The following is a 19,509-nucleotide window of genomic DNA, read 5'->3' as shown; positions in this document are numbered from 1 at the left end:
CGGTTCTACCTAACTGCTGGGTGGCTGGGGTTAGTTGTTATCTGCCCGTGGGCTGTCGACTGTCGGAAGGCTGCCCGTGGGCGTGCCGCCGGGACAATCGGCGTCGGAGCATTTCTCGGCGCACTCGTGCTTGGTCACAAGATCGAACTGGACTCCGCGGTGTTGTTCCACGCCGGTGCGGATGGCCCGCTCCACCACCGAGGTGGCGAGCCGCCGGCGCAGGGAGAGCGGATCGCGCCGCAGGTCCTTGGCCAAGGCGAAGCAGAGCAGCAGCATCACGATGATGAACGGCAGCGCCGCCACAATGGTGACCCGTTGCAGCCCGGACAGGGCCTCGGAAGGTTCGTCGCCACCGGCCAAAAGCATGACGGCGGCAACGGCACCTGTGAGGCAACCCCAGAAGATGACCACGCCGCGGCGGGGATGTTCTGCACCGTTGGAGCTCAGGGAGCCCATGACGATCGAGGCCGCGTCTGCGCCGGTGATGAAGAAGATGGCTACGAGCACCATGGCCAGGACAATGACGGCTCCAGTGAGCCAGTCCGGCATGTGCAGGTTCTTCACGAGGTCGAAGAGGGCGCCATCGAAGTTGATGGACGGTGCGCCATCCACCATGGTCACGAGTCCGGGGGTTCCGGCCTTGTCTGCTTCTTGCTGGACGTTGAACGCGGCGCCGCCAAAGATGCAGAACCAGATGACGCTGACGATGCTCGGGACCAGCAGCACGCCGGTGACGAACTGTCGGATGGTGCGGCCCCGGCTGATGCGGGCAATGAACAGTCCGACGAAGGGCGTCCAGGAGATCCACCAGGCCCAGTAGAAGATGGTCCAGCTGGTCAGCCAGCTGCGCAGCGCGTCGTCGCCTACGGCTTCGGTCCGCGAAGACATTTCTGCGAGGTCACGGGCATAGTCGCCGATCGAGGACGGGATGAGGTTGAGGATGAACAACGTGGGTCCGGCGACGAACACGATGACGGCCAGCACCACGGCCAGGACCATGTTGATGTTGGAGAGCCACTGGATGCCGCGGCTGATGCCGGACACTGCCGAGGCCACGAAGCAGAATGTCAGGACTGCGACGATGACCACCAGGATCGGCGTCCCCACTTCACCCATCCAGCCGTTGGACGTCATGCCGCTGCCGATTTGCAGGGCACCGAGGCCCAAGGACGCAGCGGTACCGAACAGGGTGGCGAAGATGGCCAGGATGTTGATGAACTTCCCTACGGGACCCTCCACCATGCGGATGCCGAACAGCGACGTGAAGGCCGCGGAGACCAGCTGCCGGCGTCCCAGCCTGTAGGTGCCGTAGGCCATGGCGATGCCCACCACGGCGTACATGGCCCACGGATGGAGTGTCCAGTGGAAGATCGAGGTGGCCATGGCTGTCTGGACGGCTGCTGGAGTGCGGCCATCCACCGTTCCCGGCGGCGGGGAAATGTAGTGGTACAGCGGTTCGGCCACACCGTAGAACATGAGGCCGATGCCCATGCCGGCGGCGAACATCATGGCCACCCAGGACACGGTCTTGTACTCGGGCTTTTCGCCGTCCTTGCCCAGCGGGATGTTGCCGAACTTGCCCAGGGCAAGCCACAGCACGAAGATCACGAACAGCGAGGCGAGCACCATGAACAGCCAGCCGGTGTACTCCATGACCCAGCTGAGGGCTCCCTTGGAGGTGTCGGACAGGCTGTCACGGCCAACGAAGCCCCAAACCACGAAGGCGACGGCGATGGCGCCCGTGATCCCGAAGGTGACTTTGTCGAGGGTAAGTTTGCGGTTCCGGCGGGCAGAGACGGCCTGCTCGGTTTTGGCGTGGCGCAGTTCTTCCAGGATCTGCTCGTACTCTTCCGAATCGGGCAGGGATTCTGCGCCTCCGTCCTCAACGTCGAGGACTGCGGGGTTGGTTTCGTCAGGGGAGACGCTAAGGCTGTCCTTGGGCGTTTCCGTGCGGGTGCGGGTTTCTGCAGGGGGAGCATCGGCGGGCTGGTCGCCGGCCGGTAACTCCTCCGGTGTTAAGGGTTTGGTGCCACTGTTTATAGCCATGAGCGGGTCCTTTGCTCGGAATCATGGGCTTGCGTGTATGTGTGGATGCTTGGGCCTGGTTGGGGATCCCGGCGTTCCGCAGTAATCAACAACATTCGCGGTAAGCAACAGAGTGCGCTGCCTCACACTCAAAGTCAAGAGGTAACGGCTCTTTAATAGCACATTGATATATCAATTGGCCGCAGGCCGTGCTGTTGCGTATGGTGAAAAGCGTTGCGCCATGGCCTGCCAGGGGCGGCTGGCGGGGGCTGGCAGCGGCCTTAGCGGTGCCGGTAGCCCATCTTGGCGCTGATGCTCAGGCCTGCCTCGCGGAGGCCGTCGATGAGCCCCGGCTGGTCCTCGGGGGTAAAGCGGAACGCCGGGCCGGAGATGCTCACGGCCGCGATGACATTTCCCAAGTGGTTGAAAATGGGCACGGCAACGGCAGTAAGGCCGATCTCGAACTCCTCATGCACCACCGCGTACCCGTTCCGCGCGACGTCGTGCAGTTGCTTTTCGAGCACCCCGCGGTTGGTGATGGTCCGCGGCGTCCGTGCAGGGAGTCCCACGGCCTTGAAGACCTGGCTCCGTTCGTCGGCCGTCAGGGCAGCCAGGAGCACCTTGCCGCTGGAGGTGGCATGCAGCGGCGTCAGGCTGCCCACCCAGTCGTACGTGGCCAAGGTGGAGGGGCCCATGGCCTGGTCCACGTTGACTGCGTAATTGGAGCGCAGCACAGCCAGGTTGACGGTTTCCTTGTATTCGGAGGCCAGTGCTTCCAGGACTTCCCTGGCCTCGTGCACCACGCTCAGCCTGCCGGGGATGGAGGAGGCCAGGCGCAGGATTCCGAAGCCGAGCTGGTACTTGCCCCGCTCGCTGTTCTGCCGGACCAGTTCACGCGTAACCAAGGACCCCACCAGCCGGGACACGGTGGACTTGTGCACACCCATTTCGTCGGCAATCTCGCTGACGCCGGCGTCTCCCTCGCGGGCAAGGATTTCCAGGATCTGGAGGGCACGGTCCACTGACTGGACGCCTCCGCCCTGGGCGTCTGCGTCCTTGTCGATGTCAGGGTTGCTGGGTACGGCCATAATTCTCATCCTAGACCGGCCTGGACCGCCCCTCGGGAGGCTCAGCGGTTCATGCGGACCTCCCGCCGGGCTCAGTCCACGGCAGGGGCATGACGGGAACACCCTGGCCGGCCTCAACGCCTTCGGGTGAAACGGCCATGAATCCATCCGCCCAAGCCAGTCCCCGCATCATTCCCGGGCCGGTGTGCGGTACGGGGAAAGCGAGTCCGTGCTCGATCGTGCAGGGCACCAGCCGCGTCCTGCCGGGGTCGGCGTCGATGTCCGCGCCGGACGTCAGCTCCGTGGCAGCAGGCAGGTCCCGGTTTCCGAGGGCGGCAAGCAGCGGCCCGGCCAGGGTTATGAGGGCGATCATGGCGGCGAGTGGATTTCCCGGGAGTCCGATCACGAACCGTCCGTCCGGAAGCTCTGCCAGGACTGCGGGGTGGCCTGGCCGCATGGCTATTCCGTCAAGCAACAACCTTCCGCCCATCGCGGCAATGGCAGCACGGAAGTGGTCGGTCCCGGATTTGCCTGTGCCTCCGGTAGTGATGGTGACATCCGCCCACGGACCGTCGGGGCCGGAGAGGGCCCACAGCCACTCCTGGTACGAGTCCCCAATCCTGAGCTGACCGCCGGGCATTCCGCCCAGTTGGGAAATGACCGTTCCGAGCTGCGGCCCGAAGGTATCGCGGACTTGCCCGGGGCCGGGCTCACCTGAGGTGACCACTTCCGATCCGGTAAGTACGACGGCGACCATCGGCTTGCGCCGAACCTCCACCTCGTCGTGGCCTGCTACGGCGGCCAGGGCAATATGTGCCGGATTCAGGAGGGTCCCTGCGGGAATGAGGACATCGCCGGCGGCGGCTTCCTCTCCGGCGGGCCGGATATGGCGGCCCGGGAGTGTTTCTCCGGGCTTCGCGTCGGGTTTGATCGAAAGGTGTCCTGGCGCGCTGTCGGTTACCAGGCCGCTTTCTTTCCGCAGGATGCCCGAGGCTCCGGCAGGTACCAGGCCGCCGGTTGCGATGATGCTTGCGTGATGCGGTTCCAGTGGCGTTCCCGGCGTGGTGAGCGTCCATGGCCCGCTGCCGCTGATGGCCCAGCCGTCCATGGCCGAGGAGGCATAGTGCGGGATGGCCCGGGTTGCTGCCACGGCGGAGGTCAGCTCGCGTCCTATCCCGTCCCGAAGCGGTACCAGGAGGGAGCCCAGCGGCGCGGCGCAGTCAAAGGCAAGCTGGCGCGCCTGGGCCCAGCCAAGCGCGTGTTGATGGCCGCGTGGCGGGCTGGCGGTGGGAGGGTCGGCGACGACCTGTGCGAGCATGGCGGCCCACTTCCTGGTGCGGGGGTGCTGTTAAGTGCAGATGCCGGGGGGCGGCAGGGCCTTCCCGTGATGCTTACCCTGCCGCTCCCGGTATCTGTGGTTCCGTACTAGGCCTTCACGTATCCGTTGGGGTTCAGCACGAACTTTGTTGCCGCTCCGGCGTCGAACTCCGCGTAGCCGCGGGGTGCGTCTTCGAGCGGGATGGCCTTGGCGTTGACGGCCTTGGCGATCTGGACCTTGTCATGGAGGATCGCCATCATGAGTTGGCGGTTGTACTTCATCACCGGGCATTGACCGGTGGTGAAGGACAGGGACTTGGCCCAGCCGGTGCCCAGGGAGAGCGAGAGCGAGCCGTGCTGGGCTGCCTCGTCGATTCCGCCCGGATCACCGGTGACGTAGAGGCCGGGGATGCCCAGGGCACCGCCGGCGGCGGTGATGTCCATGAGGGAGTTCAGTACCGTGGCGGGTGCCTCGTGGGAGGCGTCCTTGCCGTGGCCGCGGGCCTCGAAGCCCACGGCGTCGATGCCGGAATCGACCTCCGGGACGCCGAGGATCTGCTCGATCTGGTCCTTCGGGTCGCCCTTGGAGACGTTGACGGTTTCGCAGCCGAAGGAACGTGCCTGGGCCAGGCGGTCCTCGTTCATGTCGCCCACAATCACGACGGCGGCGCCCAGCAGTTGGGCGCCGACGGCAGCGGCGATACCCACGGGGCCGGCACCGGCAACGTAGACGGTGGAGCCGACGCCGACACCTGCGGTGACGGCGCCGTGGAAGCCGGTGGGGAAAATGTCCGAGAGCATGGTCAGGTCCAGGATCTTTTCCAGGGCCTGGTCACGGTCCGGGAAACGCAGCAGGTTCCAGTCCGCATACGGGACCAGGACATACTCTGCCTGGCCTCCCACCCAGCCACCCATGTCCACGTAGCCATAGGCGCTGCCGGGACGGTCGGGGTTGACGTTGAGGCAGATGCCGGTCTTGCGTTCCTTGCAGTTCCGGCAGCGGCCACAGGAGATGTTGAACGGCACCGAGACGATGTCGCCCACCTTGATGAATTCGACGTCGGGCCCAACCTCAACCACTTCGCCGGTGATCTCGTGGCCAAGGACCAAATTCTGCGGTGCCGTGGTCCGGCCGCGGACCATGTGCTGGTCCGAACCGCAGATGTTGGTGGTCACGGTGCGCAGGATGACGCCGTGGGGCACCTTCCTGCCAACATTTGCAGGGTTGACGCCCGGTCCGTCCTTCAACTCGAACGTCGGATACTCGGTGTTGATGATCTCAACAACACCGGGTTCCTTGTAGGCGACTGCTCTGTTTCCTGACATGACACTCCTTTGGCCATTTGCTGATGGAAATGGGACTGGCCAGTTGCCCGAAAGCGGCGCTTCGGTGAGGAAATACCTCCCCAGGTTTCAGGCCACCGAAGCGCCGTTCACGGGCAACTGGACAACTTTTTGGCTTTAGGCGGCGTCCTGGAGTTGAACGGCCGCTCCTGCCGATGCCACCGTGTGGTCGTTCTCAACGGTGCTTCCCCTGACGCCGATCGCTCCGATGACGGTGCCGTTGCTGTCCTGGAGCGGGATGCCGCCGGGGAAAGTGATGAGCCCGCCGTTGGAGACTTCAATGTTGAACAGCGGTCCGCCGGGTTGCGACAACCCACCGATGGATCCGGTTGGCATATCGAAGTACCGCGCCGTGCGTGCCTTCTTGATGGAAATATCGATGCTGCCCAGCCAGGCCCCGTCCATGCGGGTGAAGGCTTTGAGGTTGCCGCCGGTATCAACGACCGCGATGTTCATGGCCGTGCCGGTTTCGCGTGCTGATCCGAGTGCGGCGGCCAGGACGGCCTCCGCGTTGGCTTGGGTGATGTCAGACAATGCTTCTCCTTTGATTCATGTCTTGTCACGGGCGTTTTCATTGGGAAGTCTGTGGGTGGCGTGAGTATGCCACTGATATCTTCCAAAGCATCGGAAAGATATATCAGTCACATACTATGGCACCGGTCACACTCTGTACAGGTCCTACGCGGCTTCCATCCGGATGATGACGGACTTCGACGTGGGCGTCCCGCTGGTATCGGCCACCGAATCCAAGGGCACAAGGACGTTGGTTTCCGGGTAGTAGGCCGCAGCACAGCCCTTGGGCGTCGAATAGGCGACAATCCGGAAGTTTTCCGCCAGGCGCTCGACGCCCTGGAACTCCGAGATCAGATGTACCAGTTGCCCGTCGGTGAAGCCGAGTTCGTCGATGTCGGCTTTGCTGACCAGAACCACGCGGCGGCCACCGTGGATGCCGCGGTAGCGATCGTCCTTGCCGTAGATGGTGGTGTTGTACTGGTCGTGCGATCGCAGGGTCTGCAGCACCAGGCGGCCCGGGGGGATCTTGATGTATTCCAGCTCGTTCCTGGTGAAAAGCGCCTTGCCGGTGGGGGTGTCGAACGCCCGGGCGTCCCGCGGGGGGTGGGGCAGCACGAAACCGCCCGGATGGGCAATGCGTTCCTCGAAGTCTTCAAAGCCATCGATCACTGCCTCGATGTGCTTCCGCACCAGGGAGTAGTCGTCCCGCAGGGAGATCCAGGATGCCCGGGGAGTGTTGGGCAACGGCCGTCCCTCGGCATCGGTGAAGAGCTTGTGCGCGAGGTTGCACACAATGGCCACCTCGGAATGGAGATGCTCGCTGGCGGGCTTGAGGCGGCCGCGGGAGGCATGGACGGCGCTCATGGAATCCTCCACGGTGACGCGTTGGTCGCCCGAGGCCTGGGCATCCTTCTCCGTGCGGCCCAGGGTGGGCAGGATCAGGGCCCGGCGGCCAGTGGAGAGGTGGGAGTGGTTAAGCTTCGTGGAGATCTGCACGGTCAGGGCAGTGTTGGCCAGTGCATCCTCGGTGACCAGGGAGTCCGGGGCTGCCCGGACGAAGTTGCCGCCCATGCCCATGAAGAACCGGACCTTGCCATCCCGCATGGCACGGATGGCCGCCACGGTGTCGTAGCCATGCTCACGCGGTGAGAGGAACTCAAACTCGTGGTCCAGTCGGTCGTGGAATTTCTCCGGCATCTTCTCGAAGATGCCCATGGTGCGGTCGCCCTGCACGTTGGAGTGGCCACGCACCGGGCACACACCGGCCCCGGGCTTGCCGATGTTTCCCTGGAGCAGGAGGACGTTGACCACGTCACGCAGGGTGGGCACGGAGTGCTTGTGCTGGGTCAGTCCCATGGCCCAGCACACGATGGTGGCGTTGGAGGCCAGGAGCCGTTCGCCGGTGGCGTGGATCTGTTCCAGGGTCAGGCCGGAGGCTTCAACAATGTCATCCCACTCCACCTTCTCCAGATGCCGGAGGTAGTCGTCCACGCCCACGGTGTGGTTGGCAATGAACGCGTGGTCCAGCACGGTGTCCAATCCCGGCGTGGAACGGTCCGCGGTTTCGGCCTCGAGCAGGTACTTCCCAAGGCCTTGGAAGAGCGCCTGGTCCCCGCCGGCGCGGATCTGCAGGAAGTCGTCCGTCAGCTCGGTGCCCACCAGCATGCCGGAGATGTTTTGCGGGTTCTCGAAGTGGAGGAGTCCGGCTTCGGGGAGCGGGTTGATGGAGACAATGATGGCGCCGTTTTTCTTGGCCTTCTCCAAAGCACTGAGCATGCGGGGGTGGTTGGTCCCCGGGTTCTGCCCGGCCACGAAGATCAGCGAGGCCGTCTCCAAATCCGTCAGGCTCACAGAGCCCTTGCCGATTCCGATGGTCTGGACCAGGGCCGAGCCCGACGATTCGTGGCACATGTTGGAACAGTCCGGCAGGTTGTTGGTGCCGATCCCTCGGACCAGCAGCTGGTACACGAAGGCGGCCTCATTGGAGGTGCGTCCGGAAGTGTAGAAAACAGCCTCGTCCGGTGACGCCAGGCCCCGCAGCTCCTCGGCCATCAGTTCGTAGGCCTCGTCCCAGTCGATGGGCACGTAGTGGGTGGCGCCCTCATCGAGGAACATGGGATGCGTCAGCCGTCCCTGCTGTCCCAGCCAGTAATCATCGCGGGTCTTCAAGTCAGCCACGGAGTGCGCGGCAAAGAACTCCGGGGTGACCCGGCGCCGCGTGGCTTCCTCGGCGACTGCCTTGGCGCCGTTCTCGCAGAACTCGGCGGCATTGCGCTTCTCGTGCTCCGGCCAGGCGCAGCCCATGCAGTCGAACCCATCCAGCTGGTTCACGGCCATCAGCGTCTGCACGCTGCGTACCGCGCCCATCTGCTCGAACGAGATCTTCAGGGCATTGGCAACGGCAGGGATGCCTACGGCCTTGGTCTTGGGTTTGGTGACGGTCAGCTTCGACTCGTCGATGTTATGGCGTGGTGCTTTGGAAGCCATGGTGGTCTTACCTCCAGATCAGGAACGGGCGGCGATGCCGCGGGTCAGGCGGCGCCGGCTGCCACGGGCTGTTCGGCGGAGGACGGAACCCCGGCCTGAAGGCGGGCGGCTTCTGTGGTGTGGAGCAGCAAGAGTGCGGTAGTCACTGAGCCTACGCCGCCGGGTACTGGCGTCAAGGCCGCCGCTACTCCGGTGACGCTCGCTTCGTCGACGTCCCCCACCAGGGTGCCGTCGGGCAGGACGTTGGTGCCGACGTCGATCACTACGGTCTTTTCGGTGACGTGCGCGCCCGTCAGGAGGCCGGTGCGGCCCGCGGCGACAACCACGACGTCGGCTGGCCGGGTGTACGTCTCCAGGGCGCCTGACTTGGAATGGCAGACAGTAACGGTTGCGTCCCGTTCCAGCAGCAGCAGGGCCAACGGCTTGCCCACCACGGCGGAACGCCCGACGACGGTCACGTTGCGGCCCGCTACCGGCACCTCATAGTGCTCAAGAAGCTCCACCACCGCGCGGGCCGTGGCCGGAGCGAAAGCCGGCCGTCCCACAGCCAAGCGGCCCAGGCTCAGGGGATTGGCGCCGTCGATGTCCTTTTCCGGAGCGATCAGCCCCACCAGGGTGTCAGCCGCAACGCCGGTTGGCAGGGGTGTCTGCAGGATGATGCCGTGCACCGAGGGCTCGGAGCTGAGGTCCTTCAAGACGCTCGCGAGGACCTGTTCCGTCGCATCGGGTCCAAGGTCCACGATCCGGCAATCGATGCCTGCCCTGTCTGCCGCCCGTTCGATGGAACGCACGTACCAGTGGGTGGACTCGTCATCGGTGGCCACCACCACGGCGAGGGTGGGGTGGATGCCTTCGTGCTGGGCCAGCCGGGCCTGGTCCTGGGCGCGCTGCTGGATAAGGGAGGCCAGGCGCTTGCCGGAGAGGGTGGTGGTGTTCATGCGAGGATCCTTTCGCGGACCCGCTTCACCAGGGAGTCGGCGGCGAGGACCACTTTGTCCTCGAACCCGTCGGTCTGCCCTGCGAGTTCGGCCCGGATGGCCTGGTCCTTGATGGCCACAACGTTGATGTCGATATTCACGCGGGCAGTGGTGGCTGCGGCGCGGGCGGCGTCGGCTGCGGCGGCGACGTCGCTGATGACGTTCATGTTGGCCACCTCGAAGAGTTCGGTGGCAAGGTCCACAATGCTGCCGGACAACTTGATGAGCTGCGCGGGGGTTTGGGCGGCTTCTGCCAGGGCTGCGTCAATGGCGGCCTTCTTGGCAGCCTTGAGTTCGTCCGTGCCGGCCGGAAGTTTGTAGGAATCGATGACGCCTTGGAAGGCGGTTTCGTCGGCGTCGGCGAGGCGCAGCGCCTCGAGTCTGTACTGGTCGGCGTCGTTGGTGATGCGCTCCACGAGTCCTGCATGGACGGCGTACTTTTCACCGGTGGTGTAGCGGGCAACCATGGCCACGAGGGCGGCGCCCTGTGCTGCGTGCAAGGCTGCTGCTGCACCACCGCCCGGAGTCGGCTGGCGCGCCGCGAGCCGGGCGAGATAGTCGTTGATGGTTTCTGAGCTGATCATGTGTCTTCCTGGGCGGGTGTCCGGAGTGGGGTCATCCCGGGTGGCGAAAGTGCTGGGTGGAGAAAGAGCGAAGGCAGCGCCCGGACCCGGTTGCGGGGTGAATCGGGTCCGGGCGCTGCCTGTGGCGGCTTGAGGGCCGGTTTAGCCGCGGAGCCTGCTCATGGTGGGGTCGTACAGCGGATCCTCGGTGACGGTGGCCTGGATCCGGCGTCCGAAGTACTCGATTTCCACCGAGTCGCCCAAGGAGACGGCCGAGGGCAGGTAGGCGTAGGCGATCGGCTTCTTGACGGTGTAGCCGAAGGCTGCGCTGGTGACGTAACCAACGGCCTGGTCCTTATAGAACACCGGTTCCTTGCCGAGGACGAGGCTGCGGCCGTCGTCGACGGTCAGGCAGCGCAGGCGACGTGCGGAGCTTTCTTCGCTGCGCCCTTCCAAAGCGGCCTTGCCGACGAAGTTCTCCTTGGCCATCTTGACCGCGAAACCGAGACCCGCTTCGAAGGGGTCGTGCTCGGTGGTCATGTCCGTGCCCCAGGAACGGTAGCCCTTCTCGAGACGGAGCGAGCTGAAGGCGGCACGGCCTGCGGCGATGACGCCGAAGGGCTGGCCGGCCTTCCACAGTGCGTCCCACAGGCGCTGGCCGTTGTCCGCGCTGGTGTAAAGCTCCCAGCCGAGTTCGCCCACGTAGGACAAACGCATTGCGGTGACGGGGATCCCGCCGATGACAACGTTCTTGGAACGGAAGTACTTCAGGCCGTCGTTGCTGAAATCATCGTTGCTGATGGTCCCCACCAGGTCCCGGGCCAGCGGACCCCAGAGGCCGATGCAGCAGGTGCCGCCGGTGGTGTCGCGGACCTGTACCCAGTCTTCGGCTCCGCCGTTTTCGGTCTGGTGGCGTGCTGCGCGGTCAAAGTAGGCGGTGTCGATGTTGCCGTTGGCGCCGAGCTGGAAGGTGTTCTCGTCCAGTCGTGCCACGGTGATGTCGCTTCGGATGCCGCCCGCGTGGTCCAGCAGGAGGGTGTACGTCACGGCGCCGGGCTTCTTGGCCAGGTCTCCGGTGGTCAGTTCCTGGAGCAGCTTCAAGGCGCCGGGGCCGGAAACTTCGAGCCGCTTGAGCGGCGTCATGTCGTACATGGCAACAGCGGTACGGGTCTTCCATGCCTCGGCTGCGGCGATGGGGGAGCTGAACATCGCGGACCAGGCGTCGCGGGCCGGGGGCTGCCACTCGTCCGGCATTTCCTTGAGCAGTTCGGCGTTGGCCTCGAACCAGTACGGACGCTCCCAGCCGGCGCCTTCCAGGAAGAAGCCGCCCAGCTGCTTGTGGCGGGCGTGGAACGGGCTGACGCGCAGGTTGCGCGGGGAGAGCTTGGGCTGGAGTGGGTGCAGGACGTCGTAGATTTCCACGAAGTTCTGCTGGGAGGTTTCGCTGACGTACTCCGGGGTGAGCTGGACTTCCTCGAAGCGGTGGATATCGCAATCGCCCAGGTCGATCTTGGACTTGCCGTCCACCAGGACCTCGGCCACGGCACGGGCAACGCCGGCAGAGTGGGTCACCCACACGGCCTCGGCCACGTAGAAACCGTCCACTTCCTTGGACTCGCCCACCAGGGAGCCGCCGTCCGGAGTGAAGGAGAAGATGCCGTTGAAGCCGTCTTCGATTTCGCTTTCGCGCAGGGCAGGCAGGATCTGCTTGGTGGCTTCCCAGGCCGGGAGGAAGTCCTCCAGGGTGAAGTCCAGGCGCGAGGGCATGTTGTGCTCGCTGATGCTTTCAGGGGTGTACTTGCCCAGTTCGTCCAGATCCACGGGCATGGGGCGGTGGGCGTAGGAGCCGATCCCGTAGCGGTCGCCGTGCTCGCGGTAGTAGAGGTCCTGGTCCTGGTGGCGGAGGATGGGCAGCTGGGCGCCGTTGGGCAGCTCGTTCTTGCCTTGCTGCGCCGGAACCGGGGTGGTCTTGACGTACTGGTGGGCCAGGGGGAGCAGCGGCACGGACATGCCGATCATTTCGCCGATCTTGGCGCCCCAGAAACCTGCACAGGACACCACGATGTCAGCCGGGATCACGCCGTCGGCCGTCTGTACGCCGGTGACCCGGCGGCCGGACTGTTCAATGCCGGTGACTTCCGTGTTGCCCTGGTACTTGACCCCTGCGGCTTCGGTGCGCTTGATAAGGAGCTGCACGGCGCGGGCTGCCAAGGCGAGGCCGTCCGAGGGGACGTGGAGGCCGCCCAGGATGTCTTCTTCATTGATGAGCGGGTAGAGCGCCTTGCACTCCTCGCGGGTGAGGATCTTGCCATCGATGCCCCAGGACTGTGCGTAGCCAAGCTTGCGCTTGAGGTCGGTGAGGCGGGTCTCCGTGGTGGCTACTTCAAGGCCGCCCACCTGGTTGAAGCAGCTCTGGCCGTCCTCGGTCAGGGAGAGCAGCTTCTCCACCGTGTACTTGGCGAACAGTGCCATGGTCTTGGACGGGTTGGTCTGGAAGACCAGGCCAGGGGCGTGCGAGGTGGAGCCGCCCGGCATGTTCAGGGGGCCTTGGTCCAGGACGGTGATGTTGTTCCAACCACGCTGAACGAGTTCGTCGGCGAGGTTGGTGCCGACGATGCCGGCTCCGATGATGACAATTCGGGGCGTCGATGCCATGAAAGTTTCTCCTGCTAGTAAGTCGTGCGGGGCAAGGGCGGGCTGGTTACCGGAAAACGACCGTGCTGGTCTGGTCCAGCAGGACGCGGTGTTCGCAGTGCCAGCGGACGGCGCGGGACAGGGCGAGGGCTTCGGCGTCCTGGCCAACAGTGGAAAGGGCCGTGGGACCGTAGCTGTGGTCCACGCGGATCACTTCCTGCTCGATGATCGGGCCCTCGTCCAGGTCGGCCGTGACGTAGTGGGCCGTTGCGCCTACCTGCTTCACGCCGCGGTCGTATGCCTGGTGGTAGGGGCGGGCGCCCTTGAACCCGGGGAGGAAGGAGTGGTGGATGTTGATCGCGCGTCCTTCGAGCTTGCGGCACAGGTCATCGGAAAGGACCTGCATGTAGCGGGCCAGGACCACCAGGTCCGCCTGGTATTCGTCCACCAGGTCCAGGAGCTTCTGCTCGGCCTCGGCCTTGGTGTCCGGGGTGACGGGAACATAGATGAAGGGCAGTCCGGCCGCCTCGGCCATGGCACGGTGGGTCTCGTGGTTGGAAACCACGGCCACCAGCTCGCCACCCAGGCTGCCTCCGCGCCAGCGGAAGATGAGGTCGTTCAGGCAGTGGCCGAACTTGGAAACCATCACCAGGACGCGCTGCTTGGTCTGGTCGTGGAAGCTGAACTTCATGTCGAAGCGGTCCGCGATGGAACGGAACTCGTCCTCGAGTTGCTCCGGCGAGTAGTTCGACGGGCCGGAGAAAGCAGTGCGCAGGTGCAGGGTCTGGCGCAGGCTGTCATCGAACTGCTGGTGCTCTTCGATGTTGAATCCACGGTCGAAGAGAAAAGTGGTGACTGCCTGCATGATGCCGGGCTGTTCGACGCACGACAGTGTGAGTACGAACTTTTGGGCCTGCTCTTCCTTGAGCTGGCCGCGTTCAGCCGGCAGGGTGCTGAGGTGTGAGTCTGAAGCCACGAGAGTCATGTGTCCTCCTTAGATGGGGTTTCCTAGATATATTCCTGAAATGCGTACTGATATATTAGGATTGAGATCAGCGTATACTGGACCTTGGAACGGGGTCAATAGGTTTTTTCGTCACTGCGGAAGGGGCTCGGCATCATGGCACTCGAAACTCTGGCACCTGCTGCGGACGCCGGCAGGAAGTCCTTGGCGGACATCGCCTACGAGAACGTGCGTGACCGGCTGCTGACCCTCGACATCAAACCGGGCGACCTCCTCAATGACGATCAGCTCGCCAAAGAGATCGGGATTGGGCGTACCCCCGTGCGGGAAGCGCTCAAGCGGCTGGAATTGGATCGGCTGGTTGTGACCTATCCTCGCCGGGGCACGTTCGCTACCCGCGTGGAAGTGACAGACCTGGCCTTCATCTCCGAGATCAGGGTCCAGTTGGAGCCGGTGGCGGCTGCGAGGGCTGCCCGGGTGGCGACCCCCGCCAGCCGGGAACACCTGCGGCGCGTAGCGGCCGAAGTGAAAGCCTTCGACCTCCGCGCGGCCACCGTGGTGGAAACACTTAAGCTGGATGCGAGCGTCCACCAAGGCATCTACGCTGCGGCGGCAAACCCGCACCTGGAAGACGTCCTGATCCGCTACGACAACCTGGCAACCCGGATCTGGTGCATGGTGCTGGACCGGCTGCCCAACCTGGAGCACCACGTCCATGAGCACGTGGATCTCCTGCAGGCCGTAATTGACGGCGATGAGGCGAAAGCGGCCGAGTTGGCCCGCGTCCACGTCAGCGGCTTTGAGCAAGCGGTGCGCCAGGCGCTGTTTGCCGCCTGAACAGGCATTCCCCCTATCTTTCTTTCTGGAGTTTTCACAGGGCGGCGTGTCCCGGATGTCCGATCCGGACATGATCGATCAGATCATCGCCGCAGTCTCCATCCCGGTGATGGCCAAAGCCCGCATCGGCCACTTCGTCGAAGCCCAGGTCCTGCAATCCCTCGGTGTGGACTACATTGACGAGTCCGAGGTCCTGACCCCGGCGGACTACATCAACCACATCGACAAGTGGAACTTCACCGTTCCGTTCGTTTGTGGTGCCACCAACCTCGGTGAGGCCCTGCGCCGCATCAACGAGGGCGCGGCGATGATCCGCTCCAAGGGCGAAGCCGGTACCGGTGATGTGTCCAACGCGACCGGGCACATGCGCAAGATCCGCGCCGAGATCGCCAAGCTCTCCTCCCTGCCCGAAGACGAGCTGTACGTGGCTGCGAAGGAGTTGCAGGCCCCGTACGAGCTCGTGAAGGAAGTCGCGGCCACGGGCAAGCTCCCGGTGGTGCTGTTCACCGCCGGTGGCATCGCGACCCCGGCTGATGCTGCGATGATGATGCAGCTCGGCGCCGACGGCGTGTTCGTGGGTTCGGGCATCTTCAAGTCCGGCAACCCCGCCCAGCGCGCCGCCGCCGTCGTGAGCGCAACCGCTTGCTATGACGATCCCGACGTGATCGCCAAGGTCTCCCGCGGCCTCGGCGAAGCCATGGTCGGCATCAACGTCGACGACATCCCGCAACCCCACCGGTTGGCGGAGCGCGGCTGGTAGGTCTGCGTCCGTCGGGCGCTGATCCTCTGCGTGCTATTCCCCGCCGCTGCGCTGCCGCTATTTTTGTGGGGGTTTGGGGCGGGGCCCCTTTTACGCACGCTGCCGGATCAGCGACCGCCGGTATTTGTTACGGCTCGTCCTCGGGGCGGGCCGTCAGGATCCATTGCGCCCTCTTTTGCAGGATGTCCAGTGACTCTTTGATCAGCGGAGACGACATGCTGCCCCTTCGTGCTGCGGCGACGATGCGGCGCGCCGGTTTGCCCTTGCCCGTGATGCGCAGCCGGACCACGTTTTCGGCGTTGCTCAGGGGCGCCAGGCGTGGCAGCAGGCCCACGCCCAGGCCGGCGCCCACGAAAGCAATCTGGGTTTCCCACTCAACCGCCTCATGCGCAATCCGCGGCGTCACACCCACGGCCGTGAAAGCGGCGGTGAACAGTGCGTGATAGGTGGACCCCGCGGTCTCGGTGATCCACGGTTCCGATGCCAACTCCTCCAGCGTCACGGTTTCCCGCGATGCGAGTGGATGGTCCGCCGGAATGATCACGTCCAAGGGATCGTCCAGGAGGACCGTCTGCTCGAAGCGGGGATCGTCCTCGCCGTAATTGTCCGATTGCATGGCGACGATCACCGCGAGGTCGATGCGCTCTGCCACCAGCAGGTCGAAGCAGCGGGACGGGTTGGCCTCGAGGACCTGCACTTCCAGTTGCGGACGCGTGGCGCGGAGCGTGGCGGCGAGCGGCGCGAGCAACTGGGCTGCCGCCGTCGAGAATCCACCGAGGCCGAAGCGGGACTGCACCTGGTCGCCGGCCTCCATGGCTGCGGCGCGGAGGCTCTCCCATTCGGCAAGGAGGGCGTCCGAGCCTTCCACCAGGAAGCGGCCCGTGGCGGTCAGCCGCACGCCCCGTCCGTCCTTGGTGAGCAGCTGCAATCCGAGGACGCGTTGGAGCTCGCGCAGTTGCGCTGACACGGCCGAGGGGGAGTAGCCCGTGAGCTCCGCGGTGGCCCCGACGGTGCCGCACCGGGCGAACACCCGGAGCGTGATGAGACGTGGATCGATCATGCACCTATTGTGCACGGTTATCTACTGAATCTTGCGCTTTTGTTGCAGTTCAAGAATCCCTAATCTCTTACTACGAAGACTTCGACAACGCCGGTCGCGACGACGCACCCGCGGTCCCACGAATCACCAGACACTGACCCAGCCTCCCGGGAGGAACCCATGACTGCTCCAGCGAACGCACCCCTGAACACCCGCGGAAAACTCGCCTCGACACTGCCCGCCGAACAGCTGGCGGAAATCTCCGCGTTGTTCGAGTTCCGTCGCACGGGTTATTCCCTCGACGCCCCGTTCTACACCGACCCCACCCTTTTCAAGATCGACATGGAAGCGATCTTCGGCCAGCACTGGATCTTCGCCGGAAGCGTGGCCGAACTGCCGGAGCCGGGCGACTACATCACGGTGGACTACGGCCCCTACTCCCTCATCGTGCTCCGCACGGACGAAGGCGAAGTCAACGTCCTGCACAACGTCTGCCGCCACCGCGGTGCGCGCGTCCTCACCGATGCTGCCGGCTCCACGGGCAACCTGGTGTGCGGATACCACTCCTGGACCTACTCGCCGGAGGGCAACCTGATCCACGCTTCGGCTCCCGGCGAGGCGAAGTTCGACAAGAACTGCTTCGCCCTCAAGCGTGCCCACAGCCGCGAGGTGGCCGGACTCATCTTCGTGTGCATCGCCAACGAGCCGCCCACGGACTTCGACGAGACCTCCAAGATCTTCGAGCCCTACCTCGCACCGCACGATCTCTCCAAGACGAAGATTGCCTACCAGCAGAACATCATCGAAGAGGGCAACTGGAAGCTCGTCATGGAGAACAACCGTGAGTGCTACCACTGTGACGGCCACCCCGAGCTTGCCTGCTCCCTCTTCCCCACCTGGGGCCTGACGGAGGGCCTGATCCCCACCCACCTCGAAGAAGTGTGGGAGCGCAACAAGGAAGCCCAGTCCTCCCTTGAAGAGCGGTGCCGCCGCTACGGCCTTCCCTACGAGGTGGTGGAAGAGTTGGACACGCGCATTGCGGGCATCCGCATTTCGCGGGAATCGCTCGACGGCGAGGGCGAATCGTTCTCGGCTGATGGCCGCAGGCTCTCCAAGAAGCTCCTGGGCGACTTGCGGGACTTCCGCCTGGGCCGCTGCTCCATGCACCTGCAGCCGAACAGCTGGTTCCACTTCCAGAGCGACCACGTCATCACGTTCGGTGTTTTCCCGATCAACGAACACCAGACCCTGGTCCGGACCACCTGGCTGGTAGCTGACGACGCCGTGGAGGGCGTCGATTACGACCGCGAGAAGCTCACCTACACCTGGGAGCAGACCAATATCCAGGACAAGGCGTTCGTTGAGCTGTGCCAGCAAGGTGCCGGCAGCCCCGCCTACGAACCCGGCCCGTACATGAAGAGCGAATACCAGGTAGAGGCCTTCATCAACTGGTACGTACAGCGCGTTCAGGAGCACTTGGCATGATCGAAGTCCTCACCGAAACGGCAATCCAGGAACCGCAGCGCATCCGCGGTCTTGAGATGCCGTGGAACCGGGTGATGGGCAGCACCGAGGCACCCGCCCGAGCTGCCCGCGCCCTGGGTCCATGGCACCCGCAGGAGTTCATGGCCGAATGCGTCGAGACCGTTCCCGAGGCCGGCGGACTGATGACGTTCGTGTTCCGTCGTACCGACGGTGCGCCGCTGGCGTTCCGCGCAGGCCAGTACGTCAACATCGCCTTTCCCGTGAACGGCGAAGACCAGGATCCGGTGGACCGCAGCTACTCGCTGTCCAGTTCGCCCACGGAACCGTGGACCTTCAATATCACCGTCAAGCTCGACCCCACCGGGCTGGTCTCACCATGGGTGCACCAGAACGTCAGGCCGGGAACCGTCCTTGAGATGCTCGGGCCGGTGGGTGCCTTCCACCTTCCCGACGCCGACCGCCGGGCACGGTATCTGTTCCTCGCCGCCGGCGCGGGTATCACTCCCATCATGTCCATGGTCCGCACCATCCACTCGCTGCCCGGGCATGCCGATGTAGTGGTGCTCTATCACGGAGCAGAAGCCGGGGGGTTCGCCTTCCACCGGGAGCTGGCCTACATCGCCTCCGTGGACTCGCGGATCAAGGTGTTCTACTCCCTGGGAGACCGCAACAAGCCCGAAGAGTGGGAGGGTCTCAGCGGACGGCTGACGGCAGCCATGCTGGACGAGGTTGCCCCCGACGCCAACGGCCGCCAGGTGTATGCCTGCGGTCCCGAGGGTTACCTGAACACCGCCACCGAACTCCTGCAGAAGGTGGGCGTGGACGATACCTCCATTTATATGGAGTTCTTCTCGGGGGACCGCCAGACACTCCTTGAATACGCGGCCGAGTTGGCACTTGCGGTGGACATCGCGGAGGAAATCGCCGAGGAGATCTCGGATTCCGCCGAGGACTACTTCGAGAGCCAGCCTGCGGCGTTCGGGATCTACGAACCCGGATACGACGCCGAGGGTACTTTGGAGGCGACCGGACTGCCGCTGGAAACCGTGGAACCGGAAGCGGGCGGCGCGGAAGCGCCTGCGGCCAGCCCGGAGCCGGAGGCCGCAACTCCGGATGCGTCGAATTTCGACACGGTGGGAACAGGCAGCCTCACCATGTCCTTCCTCCGTACGGGAATCAACGTGCGGATCGATCCTTCCGAGCACATCCTCGGGGTGGCCCAGCGTGCCGGTGTGCGGATCGGTGCCAACTGCCAGGAAGGCATGTGTGGTTCCTGCAAGGTGGTGAAGCTGTCCGGCGACGTGGACATGAACCACCAGGGCGGGATCCGGAAACGCGAAATCGACGCCGGCAAGTTCCTGCCCTGCTGCTCCACGGCGCAGACCGACCTGGTGATCGACGCCTAGGGCGTGTCTCCTAAAGATGTCAGCCAGATGCTGATGGCTCGCAGGACGGCTCCACCGCGGTAGGTGAGGGCGAGTTTGTCGTAACGGGTTG

The 19,509-nt window shown here is 64.6% G+C and carries 14 protein-coding genes and 1 pseudogene; 4 read left to right on the top strand and 11 right to left on the bottom strand.

Annotated elements, in window-relative coordinates; genetic code table 11:
- Positions 1–30: 30 nt before the first annotated feature.
- The 10 genes from ACH488_RS19440 to purU all read right to left on the bottom strand — a co-directional run bounded on the left by ACH488_RS19440 (position 31) and on the right by purU (position 13,912).
- Complete coding sequence (locus tag ACH488_RS19440) at positions 31–2,046, bottom strand: BCCT family transporter (RefSeq protein WP_397326199.1); 2,016 nt, start codon at positions 2,044–2,046, stop codon at positions 31–33.
- Between the two features lie 260 nt (positions 2,047–2,306).
- Positions 2,307–3,113, bottom strand: a complete 807-nt coding sequence (locus tag ACH488_RS19435; RefSeq protein ID WP_397326198.1) for an IclR family transcriptional regulator — start codon at positions 3,111–3,113, stop codon at positions 2,307–2,309.
- Positions 3,114–3,162: 49 nt separating this feature from the next.
- Complete coding sequence (locus tag ACH488_RS19430) at positions 3,163–4,410, bottom strand: molybdopterin molybdotransferase MoeA (RefSeq protein WP_397326197.1); 1,248 nt, start codon at positions 4,408–4,410, stop codon at positions 3,163–3,165.
- Positions 4,411–4,517: 107 nt separating this feature from the next.
- Entirely contained in the window at positions 4,518–5,735 is a 1,218-nt protein-coding gene (fdhA, locus tag ACH488_RS19425) for a formaldehyde dehydrogenase, glutathione-independent (RefSeq protein WP_397326196.1), read from the bottom strand.
- Between the two features lie 135 nt (positions 5,736–5,870).
- Positions 5,871–6,287 carry a heme-binding protein gene (locus ACH488_RS19420; RefSeq protein ID WP_397326195.1) on the bottom strand — a complete coding sequence of 139 codons (417 nt, stop codon included), beginning with the start codon at positions 6,285–6,287 and terminating at the stop codon, positions 5,871–5,873.
- Positions 6,288–6,431: 144 nt separating this feature from the next.
- Positions 6,432–8,753 carry an FdhF/YdeP family oxidoreductase gene (locus tag ACH488_RS19415; RefSeq protein ID WP_397326194.1) on the bottom strand — a complete coding sequence of 774 codons (2,322 nt, stop codon included), beginning with the start codon at positions 8,751–8,753 and terminating at the stop codon, positions 6,432–6,434.
- Between the two features lie 44 nt (positions 8,754–8,797).
- Positions 8,798–9,691 carry a bifunctional 5,10-methylenetetrahydrofolate dehydrogenase/5,10-methenyltetrahydrofolate cyclohydrolase gene (locus tag ACH488_RS19410; protein ID WP_397326192.1) on the bottom strand — a complete coding sequence of 298 codons (894 nt, stop codon included), beginning with the start codon at positions 9,689–9,691 and terminating at the stop codon, positions 8,798–8,800.
- Positions 9,688–10,314 (bottom strand): cyclodeaminase/cyclohydrolase family protein, encoded by a 627-nt coding sequence (locus ACH488_RS19405; RefSeq protein WP_397326191.1) that lies wholly within the window; start codon positions 10,312–10,314, stop codon positions 9,688–9,690. The genes ACH488_RS19410 and ACH488_RS19405 overlap by 4 nt, the downstream gene beginning before the upstream one ends.
- A gap of 141 nt (positions 10,315–10,455) precedes the next feature.
- On the bottom strand, positions 10,456–12,948 hold the full coding sequence (locus ACH488_RS19400; protein ID WP_397326190.1) for an FAD-dependent oxidoreductase: 2,493 nt from the start codon (positions 12,946–12,948) through the stop codon (positions 10,456–10,458).
- Positions 12,949–12,994: 46 nt separating this feature from the next.
- Positions 12,995–13,912, bottom strand: coding sequence for a formyltetrahydrofolate deformylase (gene purU / locus ACH488_RS19395; RefSeq protein WP_397326189.1), 918 nt, complete (start codon positions 13,910–13,912; stop codon positions 12,995–12,997).
- Between the two features lie 135 nt (positions 13,913–14,047).
- On the opposite strand from purU, the gene ACH488_RS19390 reads away from it, so the two are divergent.
- Together ACH488_RS19390 and pdxS are read left to right on the top strand one after the other, a co-directional pair.
- The gene (locus tag ACH488_RS19390) at positions 14,048–14,728 is read left to right on the top strand and encodes a GntR family transcriptional regulator (RefSeq protein ID WP_397326188.1); all 681 of its coding nucleotides are present in this window, start codon (positions 14,048–14,050) and stop codon (positions 14,726–14,728) included.
- Between the two features lie 34 nt (positions 14,729–14,762).
- Positions 14,763–15,488, top strand: a pseudogene (gene pdxS / locus ACH488_RS19385) (pyridoxal 5'-phosphate synthase lyase subunit PdxS); the annotation flags it as partial.
- A gap of 127 nt (positions 15,489–15,615) precedes the next feature.
- Here pdxS and ACH488_RS19380 read toward each other — a convergent pair.
- Positions 15,616–16,548 carry a LysR family transcriptional regulator gene (locus tag ACH488_RS19380; RefSeq protein WP_397326187.1) on the bottom strand — a complete coding sequence of 311 codons (933 nt, stop codon included), beginning with the start codon at positions 16,546–16,548 and terminating at the stop codon, positions 15,616–15,618.
- A gap of 159 nt (positions 16,549–16,707) precedes the next feature.
- On the opposite strand from ACH488_RS19380, the gene ACH488_RS19375 reads away from it, so the two are divergent.
- Together ACH488_RS19375 and ACH488_RS19370 are read left to right on the top strand one after the other, a co-directional pair.
- Positions 16,708–18,012 carry an SRPBCC family protein gene (locus ACH488_RS19375; RefSeq protein WP_397326186.1) on the top strand — a complete coding sequence of 435 codons (1,305 nt, stop codon included), beginning with the start codon at positions 16,708–16,710 and terminating at the stop codon, positions 18,010–18,012.
- Positions 18,009–19,418, top strand: coding sequence for a ferredoxin reductase (locus ACH488_RS19370; RefSeq protein WP_397326185.1), 1,410 nt, complete (start codon positions 18,009–18,011; stop codon positions 19,416–19,418). The genes ACH488_RS19375 and ACH488_RS19370 overlap by 4 nt, the downstream gene beginning before the upstream one ends.
- Positions 19,419–19,509 lie beyond the last annotated feature (91 nt).

Source organism: Paenarthrobacter sp. NPDC018779 (assembly GCF_044391085.1).
In the GTDB taxonomy this organism is placed as follows: domain Bacteria; phylum Actinomycetota; class Actinomycetes; order Actinomycetales; family Micrococcaceae; genus Arthrobacter.
This window is presented reverse-complemented; position numbering and strand designations above follow the sequence as displayed.

What these genes read in the sequence shown, in the direction of transcription:
- ACH488_RS19440 (WP_397326199.1), bottom strand. Translation starts at nt 2,046, where the DNA reads ATGGCTATAAACAGTGGCACCAAACCCTTAACACCGGAGGAGTTACCG.
- ACH488_RS19435 (WP_397326198.1), bottom strand. Translation starts at nt 3,113, where the DNA reads ATGGCCGTACCCAGCAACCCTGACATCGACAAGGACGCAGACGCCCAG.
- ACH488_RS19430 (WP_397326197.1), bottom strand. Translation starts at nt 4,410, where the DNA reads ATGCTCGCACAGGTCGTCGCCGACCCTCCCACCGCCAGCCCGCCACGC.
- fdhA (WP_397326196.1), bottom strand. Translation starts at nt 5,735, where the DNA reads ATGTCAGGAAACAGAGCAGTCGCCTACAAGGAACCCGGTGTTGTTGAG.
- ACH488_RS19415 (WP_397326194.1), bottom strand. Translation starts at nt 8,753, where the DNA reads ATGGCTTCCAAAGCACCACGCCATAACATCGACGAGTCGAAGCTGACC.
- ACH488_RS19410 (WP_397326192.1), bottom strand. Translation starts at nt 9,691, where the DNA reads ATGAACACCACCACCCTCTCCGGCAAGCGCCTGGCCTCCCTTATCCAG.
- ACH488_RS19405 (WP_397326191.1), bottom strand. Translation starts at nt 10,314, where the DNA reads ATGATCAGCTCAGAAACCATCAACGACTATCTCGCCCGGCTCGCGGCG.
- ACH488_RS19400 (WP_397326190.1), bottom strand. Translation starts at nt 12,948, where the DNA reads ATGGCATCGACGCCCCGAATTGTCATCATCGGAGCCGGCATCGTCGGC.
- purU (WP_397326189.1), bottom strand. Translation starts at nt 13,912, where the DNA reads ATGACTCTCGTGGCTTCAGACTCACACCTCAGCACCCTGCCGGCTGAA.
- ACH488_RS19390 (WP_397326188.1), top strand. Translation starts at nt 14,048, where the DNA reads ATGGCACTCGAAACTCTGGCACCTGCTGCGGACGCCGGCAGGAAGTCC.
- ACH488_RS19380 (WP_397326187.1), bottom strand. Translation starts at nt 16,548, where the DNA reads ATGATCGATCCACGTCTCATCACGCTCCGGGTGTTCGCCCGGTGCGGC.
- ACH488_RS19375 (WP_397326186.1), top strand. Translation starts at nt 16,708, where the DNA reads ATGACTGCTCCAGCGAACGCACCCCTGAACACCCGCGGAAAACTCGCC.
- ACH488_RS19370 (WP_397326185.1), top strand. Translation starts at nt 18,009, where the DNA reads ATGATCGAAGTCCTCACCGAAACGGCAATCCAGGAACCGCAGCGCATC.